Origin of the sequence: Streptomyces sp. CBMA29, from assembly GCF_014596445.1 — a bacterium.
Taxonomy (GTDB): Bacteria; Actinomycetota; Actinomycetes; order Streptomycetales; family Streptomycetaceae; genus Actinacidiphila.
The window spans coordinates 78,417-95,538 of sequence record NZ_MECL01000002.1; the positions used below are offsets into that span (position 1 = coordinate 78,417).

Annotated in this window: 17 protein-coding genes; all 17 read left to right on the forward strand. The window is 66.8% G+C overall.

Annotated elements, in window-relative coordinates:
• Positions 1-23: 23 nt before the first annotated feature.
• Positions 24-1,025 carry a N4-gp56 family major capsid protein gene (locus tag BGM09_RS37305; RefSeq protein ID WP_317452476.1) on the forward strand — a complete coding sequence of 334 codons (1,002 nt, stop codon included), beginning with the start codon at positions 24-26 and terminating at the stop codon, positions 1,023-1,025.
• Between the two features lie 78 nt (positions 1,026-1,103).
• Positions 1,104-1,490, forward strand: coding sequence for a hypothetical protein (locus tag BGM09_RS00575; RefSeq protein ID WP_188279316.1), 387 nt, complete (start codon positions 1,104-1,106; stop codon positions 1,488-1,490).
• Between the two features lie 52 nt (positions 1,491-1,542).
• Positions 1,543-1,884: a hypothetical protein gene (locus BGM09_RS00580; RefSeq protein ID WP_223186111.1), complete on the forward strand. Its 342-nt coding sequence runs from the start codon at positions 1,543-1,545 to the stop codon at positions 1,882-1,884.
• A gap of 40 nt (positions 1,885-1,924) precedes the next feature.
• Positions 1,925-2,356 carry a hypothetical protein gene (locus tag BGM09_RS00585; protein ID WP_188279318.1) on the forward strand — a complete coding sequence of 144 codons (432 nt, stop codon included), beginning with the start codon at positions 1,925-1,927 and terminating at the stop codon, positions 2,354-2,356.
• The gene (locus BGM09_RS00590) at positions 2,356-3,183 is read left to right on the forward strand and encodes a hypothetical protein (protein ID WP_188279319.1); all 828 of its coding nucleotides are present in this window, start codon (positions 2,356-2,358) and stop codon (positions 3,181-3,183) included. The genes BGM09_RS00585 and BGM09_RS00590 overlap by 1 nt, the downstream gene beginning before the upstream one ends.
• 40 nt (positions 3,184-3,223) lie before the next feature.
• A complete protein-coding gene (locus BGM09_RS00595) occupies positions 3,224-3,751 on the forward strand; it encodes a hypothetical protein (protein WP_188279320.1) in 528 nt (175 codons plus the stop codon).
• 109 nt (positions 3,752-3,860) lie between these two features.
• Positions 3,861-6,107 (forward strand): hypothetical protein, encoded by a 2,247-nt coding sequence (locus tag BGM09_RS00600; protein WP_188279321.1) that lies wholly within the window; start codon positions 3,861-3,863, stop codon positions 6,105-6,107.
• 24 nt (positions 6,108-6,131) lie between these two features.
• Positions 6,132-6,482: a hypothetical protein gene (locus BGM09_RS00605; protein ID WP_188279322.1), complete on the forward strand. Its 351-nt coding sequence runs from the start codon at positions 6,132-6,134 to the stop codon at positions 6,480-6,482.
• Between the two features lie 78 nt (positions 6,483-6,560).
• On the forward strand, positions 6,561-7,208 hold the full coding sequence (locus tag BGM09_RS00610) for a hypothetical protein (RefSeq protein WP_188279323.1): 648 nt from the start codon (positions 6,561-6,563) through the stop codon (positions 7,206-7,208).
• The gene (locus BGM09_RS00615) at positions 7,205-9,157 is read left to right on the forward strand and encodes a fibronectin type III domain-containing protein (protein WP_188279324.1); all 1,953 of its coding nucleotides are present in this window, start codon (positions 7,205-7,207) and stop codon (positions 9,155-9,157) included. The genes BGM09_RS00610 and BGM09_RS00615 overlap by 4 nt, the downstream gene beginning before the upstream one ends.
• Before the next feature lie 84 nt (positions 9,158-9,241).
• Complete coding sequence (locus tag BGM09_RS00620) at positions 9,242-9,820, forward strand: phage tail protein (RefSeq protein WP_188279325.1); 579 nt, start codon at positions 9,242-9,244, stop codon at positions 9,818-9,820.
• Positions 9,821-9,846: 26 nt separating this feature from the next.
• A complete protein-coding gene (locus BGM09_RS00625; protein WP_188279326.1) occupies positions 9,847-10,710 on the forward strand; it encodes a hypothetical protein in 864 nt (287 codons plus the stop codon).
• Between the two features lie 357 nt (positions 10,711-11,067).
• Positions 11,068-13,890, forward strand: coding sequence for a C40 family peptidase (locus BGM09_RS00630; RefSeq protein ID WP_188279327.1), 2,823 nt, complete (start codon positions 11,068-11,070; stop codon positions 13,888-13,890).
• Positions 13,890-14,675: a hypothetical protein gene (locus BGM09_RS00635; protein WP_188279328.1), complete on the forward strand. Its 786-nt coding sequence runs from the start codon at positions 13,890-13,892 to the stop codon at positions 14,673-14,675. The genes BGM09_RS00630 and BGM09_RS00635 overlap by 1 nt, the downstream gene beginning before the upstream one ends.
• Positions 14,675-14,956: a tail protein X gene (locus BGM09_RS00640; RefSeq protein WP_188279329.1), complete on the forward strand. Its 282-nt coding sequence runs from the start codon at positions 14,675-14,677 to the stop codon at positions 14,954-14,956. Before BGM09_RS00635 ends, BGM09_RS00640 begins: the two co-directional genes overlap by 1 nt.
• The gene (locus BGM09_RS00645; protein ID WP_188279330.1) at positions 14,946-16,142 is read left to right on the forward strand and encodes a hypothetical protein; all 1,197 of its coding nucleotides are present in this window, start codon (positions 14,946-14,948) and stop codon (positions 16,140-16,142) included. Before BGM09_RS00640 ends, BGM09_RS00645 begins: the two co-directional genes overlap by 11 nt.
• Positions 16,139-17,119, forward strand: a complete 981-nt coding sequence (locus BGM09_RS00650) for a phage baseplate assembly protein V (protein WP_188279331.1) — start codon at positions 16,139-16,141, stop codon at positions 17,117-17,119. Before BGM09_RS00645 ends, BGM09_RS00650 begins: the two co-directional genes overlap by 4 nt.
• Positions 17,120-17,122: the final 3 nt, after the last annotated feature.

The window sequence follows — 17,122 nt, forward strand, 5'->3', positions numbered from 1 at the left end:
TGGCCCCGCAGCCAGCGGGTAACATAAACGTCGAGCAGTTCATGGTGAAGAAAACCGAATTGGGTACCGCGCCCGGTCTCGCCGTGAATTTCATGAGGTATCGCAGCCTCGAAGGCGCGCGCCAGCTCGTTGAGGGCGTCCGCATGGAAACCCACGCCCTCAGTGCCGAGATGATCACCATCACCGTAGCTGAGCACGGATTCGCCATTTCCGTCACCGAATTGCTCCTGAACGCGAGCTTCGATGACGTCATGGCGTCTGGTGCGCGGCTTCTCGGCCGCAATATGGCGCTGTACCTGGACGGGCAGTGCCGCGACGTTCTCATGCAGGCCCCGAGCGTTATCTACGGCTACGACAAGCTGTCGAACTGGGCCGCCGGAAACGCCCGCACTCCGATCTCTCCGTACGACCGTGGAATGCATGCGGACAACGAGACGACGATGTCCACCAACGGCGGTTTCTTCTACACGTCCGCGCTGGTCAAGGACGCTGTGGAGACCCTCGCGACCAAGAACGTCCCGCGTCTCGGGGAAACGTACGTGTCTTTCGTACACCCGCATCAGAGCCGTCGGCTGCGCGATGATAGTGAATTCATCGAAGTCACAAAGTATGCGGCTCCCGGCAACTTCATGCTGGGTGAAATCGGTCGTCTGAACGACGTCGTCTTCATCGAGACGACGCAGGTGTATCAGGGCGCTGCGGGCACCGTGCAGCAGTCCTCGACCATTCCCACGGGGACGAACCAGGGATGGGACGGGCAGGCTGCCCGTGCTTCCTCGGGCACGACTCCGGCAATCGGCGCGGTGACTCCGAGCCCGGTAGTTCCCGCGACTCCCGGCCCGTACCAGCTCTACCGTGGTTTGGTAATCGGTGACAACGCGGCGGGTCACGCCATTTCCCTTCCCGTCGAACTGAGGGATGGCGGCGTGCTCGATTTCGGCCGCGAACACGCCCTTTGTTGGTATGGGGTGTGGGGCTTGGGCTTGATTACGGATTATGCCGTGGTCCAGACCATCACCAACTGAGTGGTACCTGAAACTGCCGAGGCGGTTCCCTTCTCTGCCGCCTCGGCCACCCCCTTCCAATTTCCACTGGAGACACGCATGCCTGCACCTCGGACGAAGACCAATCCGCGTGACTACACCGGCCGTCAGAAGCAGCTACTGGCCGAGAAGGCGGCGGCCGAGCGGGAAAAGCGCCAGGACGAGATCACCATGATCGACTCCCAGGTGCGGGCGGCGAAGAACGTCCCGATCGAACTCGACTCCAGCGGCCGGGAAATGCCTCGCGCGGCGGAGATCACCGAGCAGGAGCCGGTGCCCGTCCAGGTCGCCCCAGAATTCGCCACCATCAGGGTCAATTGCGACCTGGAGAAGGTGACGATCGGGCAGGACAACCATTTCGATTTCGCCGAGGGCCAGGTGTACCGGGTGCCGTATCACGTCGCCCTGCATCTGGAATCCCTGGGCTACATCTGGCAGTGGCTCTAGGCGGGCAGTGGCCGTGACCGAGGACGGGAATTCGAATGGAAACGCTGAGGGCGTGGATTTTGCGGCTGTGGAACCGGTGGCTGAGCCGGTACCGGAATCAGCCGCCCAGTGGCCCGCCCACTGGTACCGCCTGACCGTCGATTTCGGCGAGGGCGTCGGAATGATCCCCGAGGGCACGTGCGTCCGCGTCCTGGACGTGTACGCGCCGGGCACACCGGGCATCGGCGCCGACGTCGAGGACAGCCCGGTCGTGCAGTGGCTGGCGCGGGCGCCTTCGGGCCGGTGGGTGCCGCGCAATGTGCATTTCGCGGCGGAGGCGTTCCGGCGACTTTTCGTGGTGGCCGAGGAGCCGCCGCAGTGGCAGGAGTGGTTGGACCAGCAGGGCGGGGGCTGAGGCAGTGGCCGGGTATGTGGCGTCGAGCGCCGCTGTGAGCATGCTGGATTTCGTCGTCGGCCATTCCACGGCCATGGCGACGGAGTGGGCGCGGAAATCGGCGGCGGGTGACGCCAATCCTCTGGCCACGTATCTGATGCTGCTGAATCAGACGATCACCGATGCGCAGACCTCCATGGGCACCGTCGCCGCGATGGAGGTTTCCGGTACCGGATATGCGCGGCAGCAGGTGCTGTGGTCGGCCGCCTCAACCCGTGCCATCGCGAATTCTGATGCCCTGTCGTTCGGTCCATTCGCGGACGCGAGTGGCCTTTCCGCTCCGGTGGTGAGTGCCTGTCTGGTGACGACGCTGACGGGGAATCTCGGTCTGGTCCTGATGAACTGGACGCTGACGTCTCCGATTACGACGGTGCAGAATCAGGCTCTGCAAATCGCGGCGGGCTCGCTGTCGATGTCGCTGGGGGTTTCCTGATGGCGGAGCTGGCGGGGATCATCGCGCGTGTTCGGTCGGAGATCGGCGATTTCGGTTCGCCATTCCGGGACGATTTCACGGGCGGCTCTGAGCTGTCGGTTTTCGATCTGTCCGAGACGAATGTGGATGCGTCCTCGCTGTCGGTGCTGCTGGTGGTGGTCGACGGGGACGTCACGGAGCTGGTGGCGGGCGTCGACTACCGGGTGGACACCCGTGAGGGGCGTCTGGTGCTGCTTGGCGTGCGCGGGCCGCTGGCGCACGGCCAGGCCCTCGTCGTGTCCGGCACCGGTCAGGGAATGTTCAGTGACGAGGAGCTGGCCCAGTACGTGGGTGACGCGCTGAGCCAGCACGGGTACGGCCGCACGGTGCAGATGAGGTACCGGGACAGTCTGGGTTTCATCCGGTACACGGACGACGCAATCACGTTGTCGAACCTGCCACCGGTCGAGGACCCGTTGCTGGCGTACCTGGCGGTCACGAACGTGTTGTGGACGCTGGCGACGGACGCCGCGAGCGACGCGAGTATCTCCACGGCCGAGGGCACGAATGTGGATCGGGCGGGACGCTACCGGCAGTTGATGGAGCACATCGACACCGTTCAGAGCCGGTATAACGCGCTGGCGCAGCAGCTCAATGTGGGCCTGGGGCGTATTGAGCAGCTCACGCTGCGGCGGGTCAGCCGGACCACGAACCGCCTGGTGCCGATTTATAAGGAACGCGAATTCGATGACGCCGCGTACCCGCAGCGGCTGATTCCGCGTATTGATGAGCCGGACCCTGACGAGTCGGGTATTCCGTCGCCGTTCTATCCCGGTGTCTGGGGCTGACATGTGGTCGCGCCTGGACTGGAAACGGGGTCGTTTCAATGTGAACGCCGAGACGACGCTGATTCACCGTGCTCTGCGCGGATATCAGCGTCAGGTCGGCGACAGCATGACGTACTGGCGTTTCGCCTACAACGAGTCCGAAATGGACGATGTGTACGACGAGGCGGCCGGTACGGGCCGGGCGTACTACGGGCCGTGGCAGATTCCGGTGATTCACGTCAATCACGGGGAGGCCGGTGACACCAACCCTCGGGACAGTGGCCTGTACGTACGGGACACGCTCTTCATAATCGCGGAGTTCAATCAGATCTCCCGCGCCGGTCTCACCGACGCGGATATCAAGCACGCCACTTATCAGCGGGACCGGGTGGCGTACAACAATTCGCTCTTCGCCGTGACGCACATGGATATTCAGGGGCAGATCCGTCGGCGCGACATCATCGTTTCGTTGACCTGCGAACAGCTCCGTGACGACGAACTGGTGGACGACCCTCAGTTCGAGGCGTATGTGACGACGGATTACACGCGGCTTCAGCAGGGGTTCTCGCCCCGCAGAGACGGCGAGTGACATGCCTGATATTCCTGAGGGTATTCCTACGACGGTTTTGAGGGGCCGGTTGCTGCACCCGGACGGTACTCCGGGAATCGGGTCGATCACATTTGTCGGTCCGCGCACCGTGGTGCTGTCCGATGCCCACACCATCGTCGTCGGCGCGGCTTCGGCGGCCCTCGACGCGGACGGCGTCTTCTCAGTGCTGCTGGTGGCCACCGACACCGCGCACATGAGTCCGACCGGGTGGACATACACCGTGGTGGAGCGGCTGCGTGCTGTCGCGGCACGGACCTATTCCATATTTCTGCCGTACTCCCCGTCTCCGGTCGACCTGGCTGACCTGGCGCCCGCGACGGAGACCAGCGGGACCTACCTGCCGGTTGTAGGGCCTGCGGGGCCGCCGGGGGCGCCCGGAGAGCAGGGGCCTGCCGGAGTCGACGGCGCACCTGGCGCGGACGGCGCTCCCGGCCCTGCGGGAGCTGACGGCGCGGACGGTGGGCAAGGGCCAGCCGGAGTCGACGGCGCACCCGGAGCTGCGGGCACGGACGGTGCGCCTGGCGTCGCGGGTGAGCGGGGCCCGCAGGGCGACCCGACGACAGTCAACGGGAAAATGGGCGCGTCCATCACCCTGACGGCCGCCGACGTGCACGCGGACCCGGAGGGCTCGGCCGCCGACGTGCAGACATACGCGGAGGCCGGGCTGGCCGACGAGGCCGCCCGCGCGGAGGCCGCGTACCTGCCGAAAACCGACCCGGCGGTCACCGACAGCAGGCCGCCTCGCGGGACCGCAGGGGGTGCCCTGTCCGGCACCTACCCCAGCCCCACGCTGTCGGCAGGGACGGTCGCCGCGTTCGATCCGGCAGGAGCGGCCACCAGCGCCCAGAACGGGGCGCAGGCATACACGGACAGCGCTGTGGCCGCTGAGGCCGTTCGGGCGGACGGCGCCTATCTGCCGGTGGATGACCCGGCGGTGACCGACTCCCGTGTGCCGCGTGGCGCGGCCGGTGGCGTGCTGGCGGGCAGCTACCCGGACCCCACGCTGTCGGCCGGGACGGTGGCGTCTTTCGATCCGGCGGGAGCGGCGGACGCGGCGCAGGTGGCCGCCGCCGGGGATGCCACGGTGAAGGTGACCGCGCACACCGGCGCCGTCGACCCGCATGGTGACCGGGCCAGCGCCGCAGACCTGTACGCCCGCCGGGATGCCAATCTGTCCGACCTGGTCGACGCGGAGGCCGCACGGGCCGCGCTGGGGCTCGGTGACTCCGCTACACGCGCGGTGGGCATCAGCGCCGGGACAGTGGCCGCAGGCGATGATGTGCGGCTGTCGGATCTCAGAATTCCTACCGCGCACGCGGCCACGCACGCGGCTGGGCAGAGCGATCAGCTCACCCCCTTTGCCATCGGCGCTTACACGCAGAGCGCGGGTGACGCGGTGACCGCGCGGGTGCTGAGCGTCGAGGGTGTCACGTCCGACCTGAATGTCCTGGTGACGGACGCGGAGACGCGGGTGGCGGGTGTCGAGACCCGTACGGCGGCGCTGGAGACGGCCAGCGCGACGTACGCCCGGAGGGCCGACGTGCAGGTTTTCACCGCGAGCGGGACGTGGACCCAGCCGACCGGCGCCGTCCTGGTCCACGTGCATCTCCTCGGCGGCGGCGGTGGTGGCGGCTCGGGCCGCCGGGGCGCTGCGGGCACCGTGCGCTGCGGAGGCGGGGCCGGGGCGGGCGGCAGCGTCTACCAGGCGACGCTCCAGGCATCGGCGCTCCCCGGCACGGTGGCGGTCTCGGTCGGGGCGGGCGGTCAGGGCGGGGCGTCCAGGACCACGGACGACACCGACGGCGCGGCGGGCGCGGCGGGCGGTGCCACCTCGTTCGACGCGGTGGGCCGGGTCGGCACGGCCGGAGCGGGCGCGGGAGGCAGCGCGACGGCGGGCGCCGGGGGCAGCGCGGGAACCGGAACGGTCGCCGGAGGCGGGGGCGGCGCGGCGAGCGGGATCGGCGGCCCCGGAAACGCGGGCGGTGCGGGCGTGCTGGCAGGTCCGGGTGGTGGCAGCGGTGGCGGCATCACCTCGGGGAATGTCAGCGCTGCGGGCACCGGCGGGGGCAGTAACGGCGGCCTGGTCTCCGGCTCGGGCGGGCCGGTGGGCGGGGCCGCACCGGTGCCCGCAGCGGACTCCCCTACCGGGTCGGGGCTGTCCGGCGGAGGCGGAGGCGGGGGCGCGGCCAGCACGATGACGGCCGCGCAAGCGGGAGCGGCGGGTGCCCTGTACGGGGCGGGAGGCGGCGGGGGCGGGGCCAGCGTCAACGGCAACTCTTCCGGCGCGGGCGGTAACGGCTCACCGGGCATTGCCGTGATCATCACCTATTTCTAGGCGGTTCCTTCAGCGGAGGCAGTTATGGGCAGCCCGGTATTTCCGGACGGGGTAAAGACCGTCACACTCACCGGCCGGTACATCCACGCGGACGGATCGGCTTTTACGGGCTGGCTGGACATTGTTACGCCCACGCTGCTCACGATGCCGTCGGCCTACACGATCGTGGGCGGAAAGATCAAGGTTCCACTCACGCCGCAGGGCCGTTTCTCCGTGGTGCTCGTTGCGACCGACAACACGAATACGAATCCGGTCACCTGGACGTACCAGGTGGCGGAGAGGTTCCAGGACGTCCCGATCCGCAGCTACTCCGTCGCGCTGCCGTACACGCCTGACCCTGTCGACATCGCCGCTATCCCGCATTTGCTCCCCTGACGCGGAGAATTATCGGACGGAAAATGTGCCGTGCGATTGTGGGTGTGCGCTGGACATTCGCCCATATCGGAGGACACCGTGCCGTTCCTCAGGAACGAAGATGCGGCCCTGAAGCAAAAGCTGACGGGCCTCGTTGTGCACGACGCCACTTCCGGTACGGGCGGACGCAGGGTCGCAGCGCGTTTCCGGTCCCCCGAGTACGAGTTGGCCGATGCAACGTATCCGCTGGCCATTATCGAGCACACGCGGGTCGCCCGCGATCCCGAGCGGGAAATGCGCGGCCACATCAAGGTCGGGTACTCGCCGGAAGGCTACCCGGCGTGGGTGGACTACGCGGACCGGGCCGCTTCACCGTACTACTCCGAGTCGCCGATTCCGCTGAACATCGACTACGAGGTGAATTTCTACACCCGTAAGTCCCAGCACCTGATCGAGCTGACTGCCGCTCTGATGGGATTCGACCGGCTCTCCGAGCGATTCGGCTATCTGGAGATCCCGCAGGATTCCACCGTGCGCCGCCTGGACGTGCTCGGCGGCCCTGATTTCTCCGAATCGCAGGACGAACTCGGCAAGCGCCTGTTCGCGGCCACGTACGTGCTGCGGATCTCTTCCGAATATTTCTGGGACGACATCCTCACCGCGCCTTACACCGTGCGGGAGGTTTTCGTTGATGTGCTCCCGCCCTTTTACGACCAGCGCCCCATGCAGGCCCAGGAGACATTGTGACGACTCCCGCCACCGCCCCGTATAAGCGCCCCGGCGTCTACGTGCGCGAAACTTTGAATCCGCTGCCGACGCCTACGGTGACGCCGGGTGTGTCGCTCGCGGCGTTCGTCGGGCCGCACAGCGCCGGTCCGACGCGCCCGCAGATCATCAGTTCCTGGACCGAATTTCAGACGCTCTACCGTGGATTCGGCAACGGCACGAGCTATCTGCCTTTCGCTGCGTATCAGTATTTCGCCAATGGCGGGCGCCAGGCGGCGATTGTCCGGGCCGTTCCCTCGGATTCGGTCGCGGCCACCCTCACCGTGAAAAACCGGCCGATCCTGCCCGCGCAGCTCCTGGTGCCGACCGTCTCCACGGCGCTGGGCACCGGCGGTGTGGCGCCAACGGTCGCCGTGGCCAATATCCGGGCCGGGACCGGTGCGGGCGTAGAGGAGACAGGCATCACCGTGCTCTGGGACGCGCCCACCAGCGTCCCGGACTTCTACCAGCTCACGTGGGTCGTCCAGGGCCAGACCACCCCGGTGGGCGGCCCCGTCAATGTCGCCGCGCCCGCCACCCAGGCCGTCATCACCGGCCTGACCCCCGGCACCGCCTACGCGGTGACCGTGGCCCAGGTCAAGGGCGCCGCCGTCCAGACCGCCAATCTGGGCACCGGAACCGTGACCACGAAGTCCGGCCCGGCGGCGGTCGACGCGCTCAAGGTCACGGCACTCGGCGCGGGCGCGTACGGGAATTCGATCTACGTCGACATCACGCCGTCGTGGGATTCCGCCACGAACCGATTCCACCTTTTCGTCAAGGACGGCACTGCGGCGGCCGGTTCCATTGTCGAGCGCTGGCAGGACGTCTCGCTCGACCCGGCGGATTCCCGTTACGCGATCGGCCTCGTCAATTCGCCGAACGCCGGGTCGAAGTACATTTCGCTGACGAATCTGCTTCCGCCGGGGAGTCCTGTCAGCGGTACCGGACAGACCCCGGACGCCTCGTGGTACCCGGTGCCCACCACGGCCGCCCCGCTGATCAACGGCGCCGACGGTGTGGCGACGATCAGCATCCCGGACGCGGTCGCCACCCTCGACAGCCTCGACGCGATGCTCGTCCTCAACGCGCCCGCCGTCAGTGACGCGACCGTCGTCAACGCCCTGCTGGCGTGGGCCGAGGCCAGGGGCAACGCGTTCGTGATGGTCGATCCCCCGGCCACCACCGCCTCGGACCCGGCCACGGCCGTCGCCTCGTACCTGGCGCTCATGCCCGCCTCCACCGTCACCGGCCCCACCCCGTACGCGGCCAGCAGCTACGGCGCGGTCTACGGCCCGTGGCTCCAGGCCAGTGACCCGGCCGGTACATCCGTCTCCGCCACGCGGCTGCTGCCCCCCGGCGGAGCGATGGCCGGACGGTACGCCGCCGCCGACCTGGCTGAGGGCCCGCACGTACCGGCCGCCGGGGTGGACTACCCGCTCATCGGCGTCCTGGGTGTGGAGCACCTGCTAACCGCGACCCAGCTCGATGATCTCAACGAGGCCGGATTCAATGTCGTCCGGCCGCTCCCGCAGGCCGGAATCTGCGCCATGGGAGTCCGCACACCGCGTCCCGGTATGCCGGACCGCTACATTCCCGTTCGCCGGACGCTCATCCACGTCAAGAGCCTCTTGGTCGACGCCACGCGTTTCTCGGTTTTCAAGCCCAATGGCCCGGATCTGTGGTCCACGCTGACGGCGATCGTCCAGCAGCAGTGTGACGCCTTCCTGGCCGCAGGGCTCCTCAAGGGCGCGACCGCAGGCGACGCGTATTTCGTCCTGTGCGACGAGACCAACAATCCGCCCAACACGGTCGCGAATGGCGAGGTGCACATCCAGGTCGGTGTGGCTGTGGCGTCCCCGGCCGAATTCGTCATCCTCGATATCGGCCAGTACCAGGGCGGTGCCACCACGTCCGAGACCGGCCTGTAGCCCCTTCGGTAACCGAATCCGCGCATTGCCGCATCGTCACTCACTCGTATCCACGCGGCGCACACCCCAGATACGAGGTGACCCATGGCCCTGACACCCGTCACACAGCAGTCCACACTGGCCAAGATCTCCACGGACCCGATCAGGAATTTCAAATTCCATGTGAAGATCTATCACCCCGGACTTCAGGACAAGTACCCGCAGCTCGGTTTCATGTCCGTGTCCGGCTTGTCCGTTACCACCGATGTCGTGGTGTACCGGCAAGGCGGACATAACACCACAACACAGAAGATGCCCGGACAAAGCGACTTCGCCCCGATCACGCTGTCCCGTGGACTCATTCCGGGTGACAGCAACATCTATGCGTGGCTCCAGCAGATTTTTCAGGTGATCCAGGGAACGGGTGGAACTGACGGCTCCAAGGAATTCCGTTCAACCATGGACATCATGCTCGTGGACCACCCGGTCACCACCACCAAGGCGGCCGTAAAAGCGGCGTGGCGTGTCTACAATTGCTGGCCCACTTCCATCGCTTTCGGTGACCTCGACGCGGGGGCCAATGGTGTCGAGCTTCAGCAGATCACCCTGGCCCACGAGGGATTCGATTTCAAGATCGCCAGTAAGGGCGGCAATGGCCCCGGCGGCGGCGTTTCCTTCGCCTGACACATCTCACAAGGGAATTCACTGGCATGACGACTCGTACGGAATACGACGCCGATTTCGACACCCTCGGCGGCGACACCATAAGCGCCCTGGAGCGTCCGGAGGAGGCCACCCAGGCGAGCGCCGCCGTGCTAGCGGCCGACCAGGTCTCGGGCAGGCCCGTCATCGACGCGCCCCCGGACACCCGCGTCCGCCTCGCGCGTGGCATCCGGCGTGACGGTGTCGCGCACCGCGACGCCGAGGTCCGGGAGCTGACCGGTACCGATGAGGAGATGCTGGCACGGGCCGGGGCCGACTGGCCGCGATTCCTGGCGACGCTGGTGGAGCGCGGCACCGTCCACGTCGGCGGCGAGCCCATGACCGCAGACCTCGCCAAGGAGCTGCTCATCGGGGACCGGGAGGCACTCATCCTCGCCATCCGGCGTGCCACTTTCGGCACCGACGTCGAATTCACCGAGTACGAATGCCCCTACTGCGGCGAGTCCACCGACCTCACGCTGCATCTGGATTCAGTGCCGTACCGGGGGCTGGCCCAGGAGCACGACGAGCACACCGTGCTGCTGCGCGAAGGCCGTACCGCAATCGTCCGTCTCCCTACGGCGGGCGACCAGGACGCAGTGCTCGGGCAGGCGTCAAAGCTGACGGCGGCAGAGCAGAATTCAGAAATGCTCTCCCGCTGCGTTCTGCGGCTTCCCAACGCCGTCGGAAACTCCTACCAGGAGGGAAACCGGGAGCAGGTCCGGGATCTCGGCATGGCGGACCGACGCGCCATTCTGCGGTACCTGGACGAAGCTCAGCCGGGCCCCCGCTACAACGAGGTCTCCTTCAAGCACGACGCGTGCGGGCGGGAGGTTCCGCTTCCGATCTCGGTGGCGGGTCTTTTTCTCTGAATTCGATTACGCGGGCGGTTTCACCGAAATCGAACTGCTCGCGACGCAATATCCGGGATGGACACTGACAGAAATCAAGCAGCTTGGCGTCCGTGAGCGGCGGCACTGGCTGCGCCGCGCGGCGTGGGAGATTGAGCGGAGGTAGCCGTGGCTACGCCACCACCACCGGCCGGGCCTTCAGGTCCCGGCTCTGGCCGGGTGACCGGCGCGAACTCTCTCCAGTCGTCCATTGACGCCCTGACGCGGGCCATGACGGCGTCCAGCAGCTCGTGGGTGCGGCTGCTGGGCGGGGTGTCCCGCTCCGCCGGAGGCAGCAGCAGCGGCAGCGCGGGGCACGGGGGCGCCCCGACGATGGGCATGTCCGCCAGCGCCCAGGCCCAGTGGCAGTACCGGCGCGATCAGCAGCAGCGCATGTATACCTCGGGCCTGGCCGACGCCCAGAACGCGCACACCTCCGCCCGTGCCGCCGCGCAGCGTGCGCACGGCCTGGCGGAGGCTCGCTGGCAGAACCAGCAGGCCACCTATTCCCGGCAGCTCTCGGCACGCGGAATGACCCAGGCCCGCGCCGACGCGATCAACGCGCGCGCGAATATCTCCAACCTGCAATACCGGGCATCAACCGATTTGCGTGACCAGCGCGTCTCGGCGGCCGACGCCACATTCACGCGCAGCCGGGACGCGCTCAACGCCCAGCGCGACCGGCTGGATTTCCAGTACCGGAATTCCCTGGACCGTATCGCCGAACGGCAGGCCACCAGCGGCACTCCGAGCGCCGCCGCTCTGCGAGCGCAGACGAAACCGATCAGGGCAGCCGCTGCGGCGGCGGCAACGACCGTCACCGGAGCCATGGGCCGGTACGGCACGTCGATCCGTGATTTCAATTCCGGTGTCGACCAGTACGGGCGCCTGGTCAGCCTGTACGGCGGATTCGGCACCGGCTCTTTCACCGGACGTTACGGAGACCGCGCGGAGCGCGCCACGGGGCAGGGCTTCAGATCCGGGTTCCAGAATGTCGCCACCTCGGACTCCGACCTCTTCACGGGAATGGCGGCACTGTACCGGCAGAACAGTTTCTCGAATATGCCGACGATGCAGCGTGCGGCAGCCGCGTCGGCGCTGGTGAGTCCCGAGATGGGTATCGCCGGTGCCGCGCAGCTCCAGGCTCAGATGGGCACGGCACGGGCCTATTACGCGGGGCAGATGTTCGGCCTGGCCCCGTCGATCTCTCCCGGCGGAGGGAAAGCAACTCCGCAGCAGACGTTCGCGTCGCTCTTCTCCCAAGTGTCGCCGAGGAATCTGGGGCAGCTCACGACGGAGCAGATGAAAGCGATGCTGGCCCAGGGCGGCAGCCTTCAGACCACGCTGGAGAATTACGGGAACGCGGCCGGTATCGGCAGCGAGGGAATTCAGAGCGCCGCCGACTATCTGACGCTGTCCAACCGGCTGCGCACGAAGAACAAGAACATGTCGCAGTCTGATGTGGATACGCTCCTGGCCAACGCGGCGAAATCCGGGAAGACCGGTGACAAGGCGCGGGACACCCTCAAGGACGCGGCGCCGGGCGTCGCGGAATCCTATCTGGACGCGCAGCGCCGGGCCGAGGGTGCCAAACGTGAAGGGAAGCTGGACTCCTCGGCGTCGTACATCACGGCTGCGATTTCCTCCGCGAATACGCTCATTGACATCCGTGAACTGCTCAAGCCGGTCATGGAGCCTCTCAGGAAGTTCTTGGCCCAGTTCTCCGGCGCCTTGGAGGGCGGCGGCCCGCTGGGGCTCGCCAACCAGGTCGGGCATTACGTTCCCGGATACGACGGCACGAAATCCGCGCTGAAATGGACGGGTAGTGCGATCAGCGGAATCTTCGGCGGTGACTCCGGCGCCCCGAAATCCCGTCAGGGCGGTTCAGGTCCGCAGGTGTCGGCGTCCGGCTCGGGATCACCGCAGGCGGCTCAGGCCATTGGGTTCGCGGAAAAGCAGCTCGGGAAGCCGTACGTTTTCGGCGCCGAGGGCCCCGACAGTTGGGATTGCTCCAGTCTGACGCAGGCGGCGTACCGCTCCATCGGCGTGAACATTCCGCGCACCACCTATCGGCAGATCAATTCCGGAAAGGAAGTGCCGGTCAAGGACGCCCTGCCCGGCGACCTGCTTTTCTACCCCGACCTGTCCCATGTCGTGATGGCCATCGGCGGCGGCCAGGTCATTCAGGCGCCGCACAGCGGCGACGTCGTCAAGATCAGCGCTCTCGACCCGAATCTCTACGGCCGTGCCCGGCGGATCGTCGGCAGCGTCGGCACCCTCGCCGACACCCTCTCGGACTCCTCCGGTGACCGGGCCGGTACGCAGACCTCGACCGGTACGCAGACCTCGGCCACCGGGGCTGGCGGGGCCTACGGCAGCACAGAGGAGATCGACGCCCTGGCCGCCGCGCTCGCCGGAGGCGGCGGCAGCGTCCAGCAGACGACGTCGACTGGCGCGTCACCGTCCACCCAGAACACCGTGAGCAAGGGCGCCAGCATCCCGGCAGGGCCGTCCAACCCCAAGGGGAATCAGGCCCTCGGGAAAAGCCTGGCGGCGAGCGTGTACGGCTGGACCGGCAGGGAGTGGGACGCGCTCTACCAGCTCTGGGAGCACGAGAGCGGCTGGAATGAGAAGGCGGTCAATCCCAGTTCCCAGGCATGGGGGATTCCGCAGGCACTGCCGGGATCAAAAATGGCGTCCGCCGGGCCCGACTGGAAAACCAGCGCCGCCACACAGATCCGGTGGGGACTCGGATACATCCACGACCGGTACGGGGACCCCGAGAAGGCGTGGGCTTTCTGGCAGAACCCGAAGGGATCTCCGGCCGGTTCGTCCGTGCACTGGTACCGCTCGGGTGCTTTTGAGATCCCGGACGACCAGGACGCCCGGCTGCACAAGGGCGAAATGGTTCTGGAGAAGAACACGGCGCACACTGTGCGGCAGGCGCTTTTGAAGGATTCGCTGCGCACCTCTGATCCGGCTGCCCGTAATTCCGGCGGCGGTACGGGGAGCAGTGCGGTTCACTTGAATTTCGATGCCGGATCTATCGTGATCACGATGCAGCCTGGTGCAACCGCGAGCGGGGCCCGGCAGGCTGCCACGCAGTTCGTTGATTTCGTCACCGCCGATGACCGTGTGCGGAAAATGATGGGAGGGTACTGATGGCGTCATCGGTAATCACCAACCCGGCGTTCGACAAGCGTATCCTGCGTCTCAGCCAGGTTCACGGCTCCCAGACCACGGCATTCCAGCGCGGTTTCCTTCAGACTGCCACACGTCGTAATCCCAGTACGGGCAGCCGGGGCGCCAAGCGCTACAGGGTCAATTTCCTGTACAACCCGTCGGATCTGTCCGAGTCGCGGTCGGTGAACATCAATGACAATGCGACGGCGCTGCCGACCGAGTTGAAATCCGATGCCGATACCGGCCAGGTTCTCGGGATCACCGGTGCGAGCATCAGTTTCTCACTGCTTTTCGACCGCACGTACGAGGTGGCGAACCCGCAGATCTGGAACAGGCCCGAAGCCGCCATGGGCTGCTATTCCGACATCACCGCGATTTTCGGTCTCGTGGGTATCTCGCAGGCGACGCTGCGGCCGTCCGCGACGCAGGTTCCCTACGCACCGGGGCAAGGGCCGAACAACTCCGGGGTCACTACGACGCTGGGGCCGGGGCCGACGACCAGTTCCACCACCACGGCCAACGCGAATCCGGAGCAGACGTACGGCGTCATGAAACTGAACCCGGTTTTCGCTGTTTTCTGCCCGGTGCGCACCCTGGACCCTTCCGGTTTCAATACCGGGGTGAGCATGATGCGCTACTACGGGTACATCAACACGCTGGGAATCCAGTACACGCACTGGACGCAGCGCATGATTCCCGTGCGGTGTGTGGTCAACGTTTCCATGGCGCTGCTGATGACCGACCGGAATCTGGTGGAGCCCTGATGCTCATTTCGCGGACTTCGCGCTACCAGCGGAATGTGACGGCGCTCGTCCAGGACCGCAACGGCGCCACGCAGCAGTACATCGTGCACCGGGTACCGACGGCGATGACGCTGCAAGTCAACGACTATTTGTGGCAGCAGGGTGACCGGGTCGACTCTCTCGCGGCCGACTATTACGGCTCCGAGTCGAGCTGGTGGATGATCGCGGAAGCGAATCCGCACGTCCTCGACTGGGCGGACGTCGCCCCCGGCACGCATATCAGGATTCCCCGTGTGGCGTAGCACCGTAGCGCCGACGGCCGATATGGCGACCCCGGTCATCGATCCGGGGTCGTGGATCAGCGACGTCACGCTGTATCTCGCGCAGAGCAGTCACCCCGTGGCGGTGATCACCGTCATGACCAATCTTCAGCGGGCTTTCCCCTCGCAGTCCTGGCGGACCCCGGCCGGTGCCCTGTGGGAGGAGAATACGCCGGTGCATTTCCGGTACCGCTGGTACACCGACGACCCCGGTGACTTTTACGGCTATGTGGCGTCGTCCAGGGTGCTCGCCACGGAATCCGACCCCCGGTATGCCGGGCTCACACTGGTGCCGGTGCAGTACACCTGCGTCGGTGCGTCCATGCCGATGCAGAGCCACGCCAACCGGCTGTGGCAGGACAATTCGTGCTCCTACATGGCGCGCACCGTTTCTCAGGAGAACTGTCTGCTGCCCTGGGTCGAAATCTCCGACGAGCATTTCAGTCAGCGTATGCAGTCCGGCAGCGACTGGCAGTTCCTGGTCGACCTGGCGGATCGATGCTCCTACCGTCTGAATCTGGACGGCACGACCATGCATTTCGTGCGGGAGTCGACATACCTGCCGACGAGCGACGGAAGTCTGCCGCAATTCTGGATGCGGAAAATTCCGGGTCTCATCGACGGCCTGCGCGCGTTCTCGGGCGTGACGGGTGAAACCGACCCGGCCGGAGGTGTCCGTTCCCGGCTGACCACCACCGCGCTCAACACGCAGTCACAGAAGCTGAGCACCGCGACATTCACCTCCGCGCGCACCGACCGGCTCGGGCGCCCGGTGCGCGCGGCACTGGACCAGCAGTATTCGCAGCTCCCCGTGGCGGACTACTCCGAGGGTGAGCGGCTGCTGTCCAGCGCCAGCACTTTCCTGTGGGTCCAGGCGCAGGCGGTGACCAACGGCGACACACGGCTGAAGCCCGGCGCGCTGGTGGATCTGCGCGGCGACGGAATCTCCGAGTCGCACCAGGGCACGTGGATGGTCCGGGAGGCAACACATACGCTCACCATCGACCATTTCTCCGCCTCACGCACCGACTACACCACCACGCTCCTGCTCGGCAGAAACGGTGCCGACGCTCTGGACCTTCCCGCCCAGTCCATCGCTCCCCCCGGCAGCTACGGCAGCAATTTGGTGAACGGCCGCTGGCGGGCGGTCTCGGTGGGGGCGATATGAGCCAGGGGCTCTTCTACGACGCGATCGTGGCCGACACGGCCGACCCTTCCGGGCAGGGCCGCGCGCGGTTGAGGATTCCGCAGGTATCGGGGAGCGCGGTCACCGGCTGGGCCCGTCCCATGCAGGCCGGTTTCGTGCGGTCCGGGGATCTCGTATTCGCCGCTTTCCGGGGTGGCGACCCGAACTTCCCGATCTTCCTGCCGAATCTGAACCCGAATCCCTGGGCGCCGGTCACGCTCGCGGCCGGGTGGAGCGGCGGGACCGCTCCTGACGGTCCGCCGGTGTGCCGCCTGCGGATGGACGGCATCCTCGAATTCGACGGCCTCGCCGTGGCTGCGTCGCCCCCGGCGACCGGCGTCGCCGTGCCGTTCGCGTCCCTGCCCGGCGGCGTGCCGACGCCGCTGTACACCGGCTACCAGATCGGTGCGTCGAATCTGGTGACGGCGTACGGCGCCCAGGCGGTGACCGCGATGCAGACCGACCCCGGCACGACGACCTCGACCGCCTTCACCGCGTCGCTCACCGGCTCGACCGCAGGCCCGGTCATGAACTTCGTGGCGCCCGGAACCGGCCAGGTCATCGTCACACTGGGAGCGCAGACGTCGTCGTCGGGATCGGCGAATTCCGCGACCATGTCCGCCCGGATCACACAGGGCGCGACCACGGTCCTGGCCGAGTCCGCCGACCGGGCGCTTCTGAGCACGGGCACCGCTCGCGTCTCGCCTTTCACCGCTTTCGCCGTCACGGGCCTGAATCCCGGAACCACATACACGGCGACGGCGATGTTCCGGTCGGACAGTGCCGCAAGTACGGCGAATTTCCGGTCCGTGCTTATCGCCGTGGAGCCGGTGCGGCCTTTTTCCAGCCCGCTGGCGCGGGTCAGCGTTGCCGTGGACCGTACCCTGAACGCTGTTTTCCCGCACGGGTCTGCGGGTACTACCGTGCATTTGGCGGGACTCACCGCCCGGATCGCATAGGAG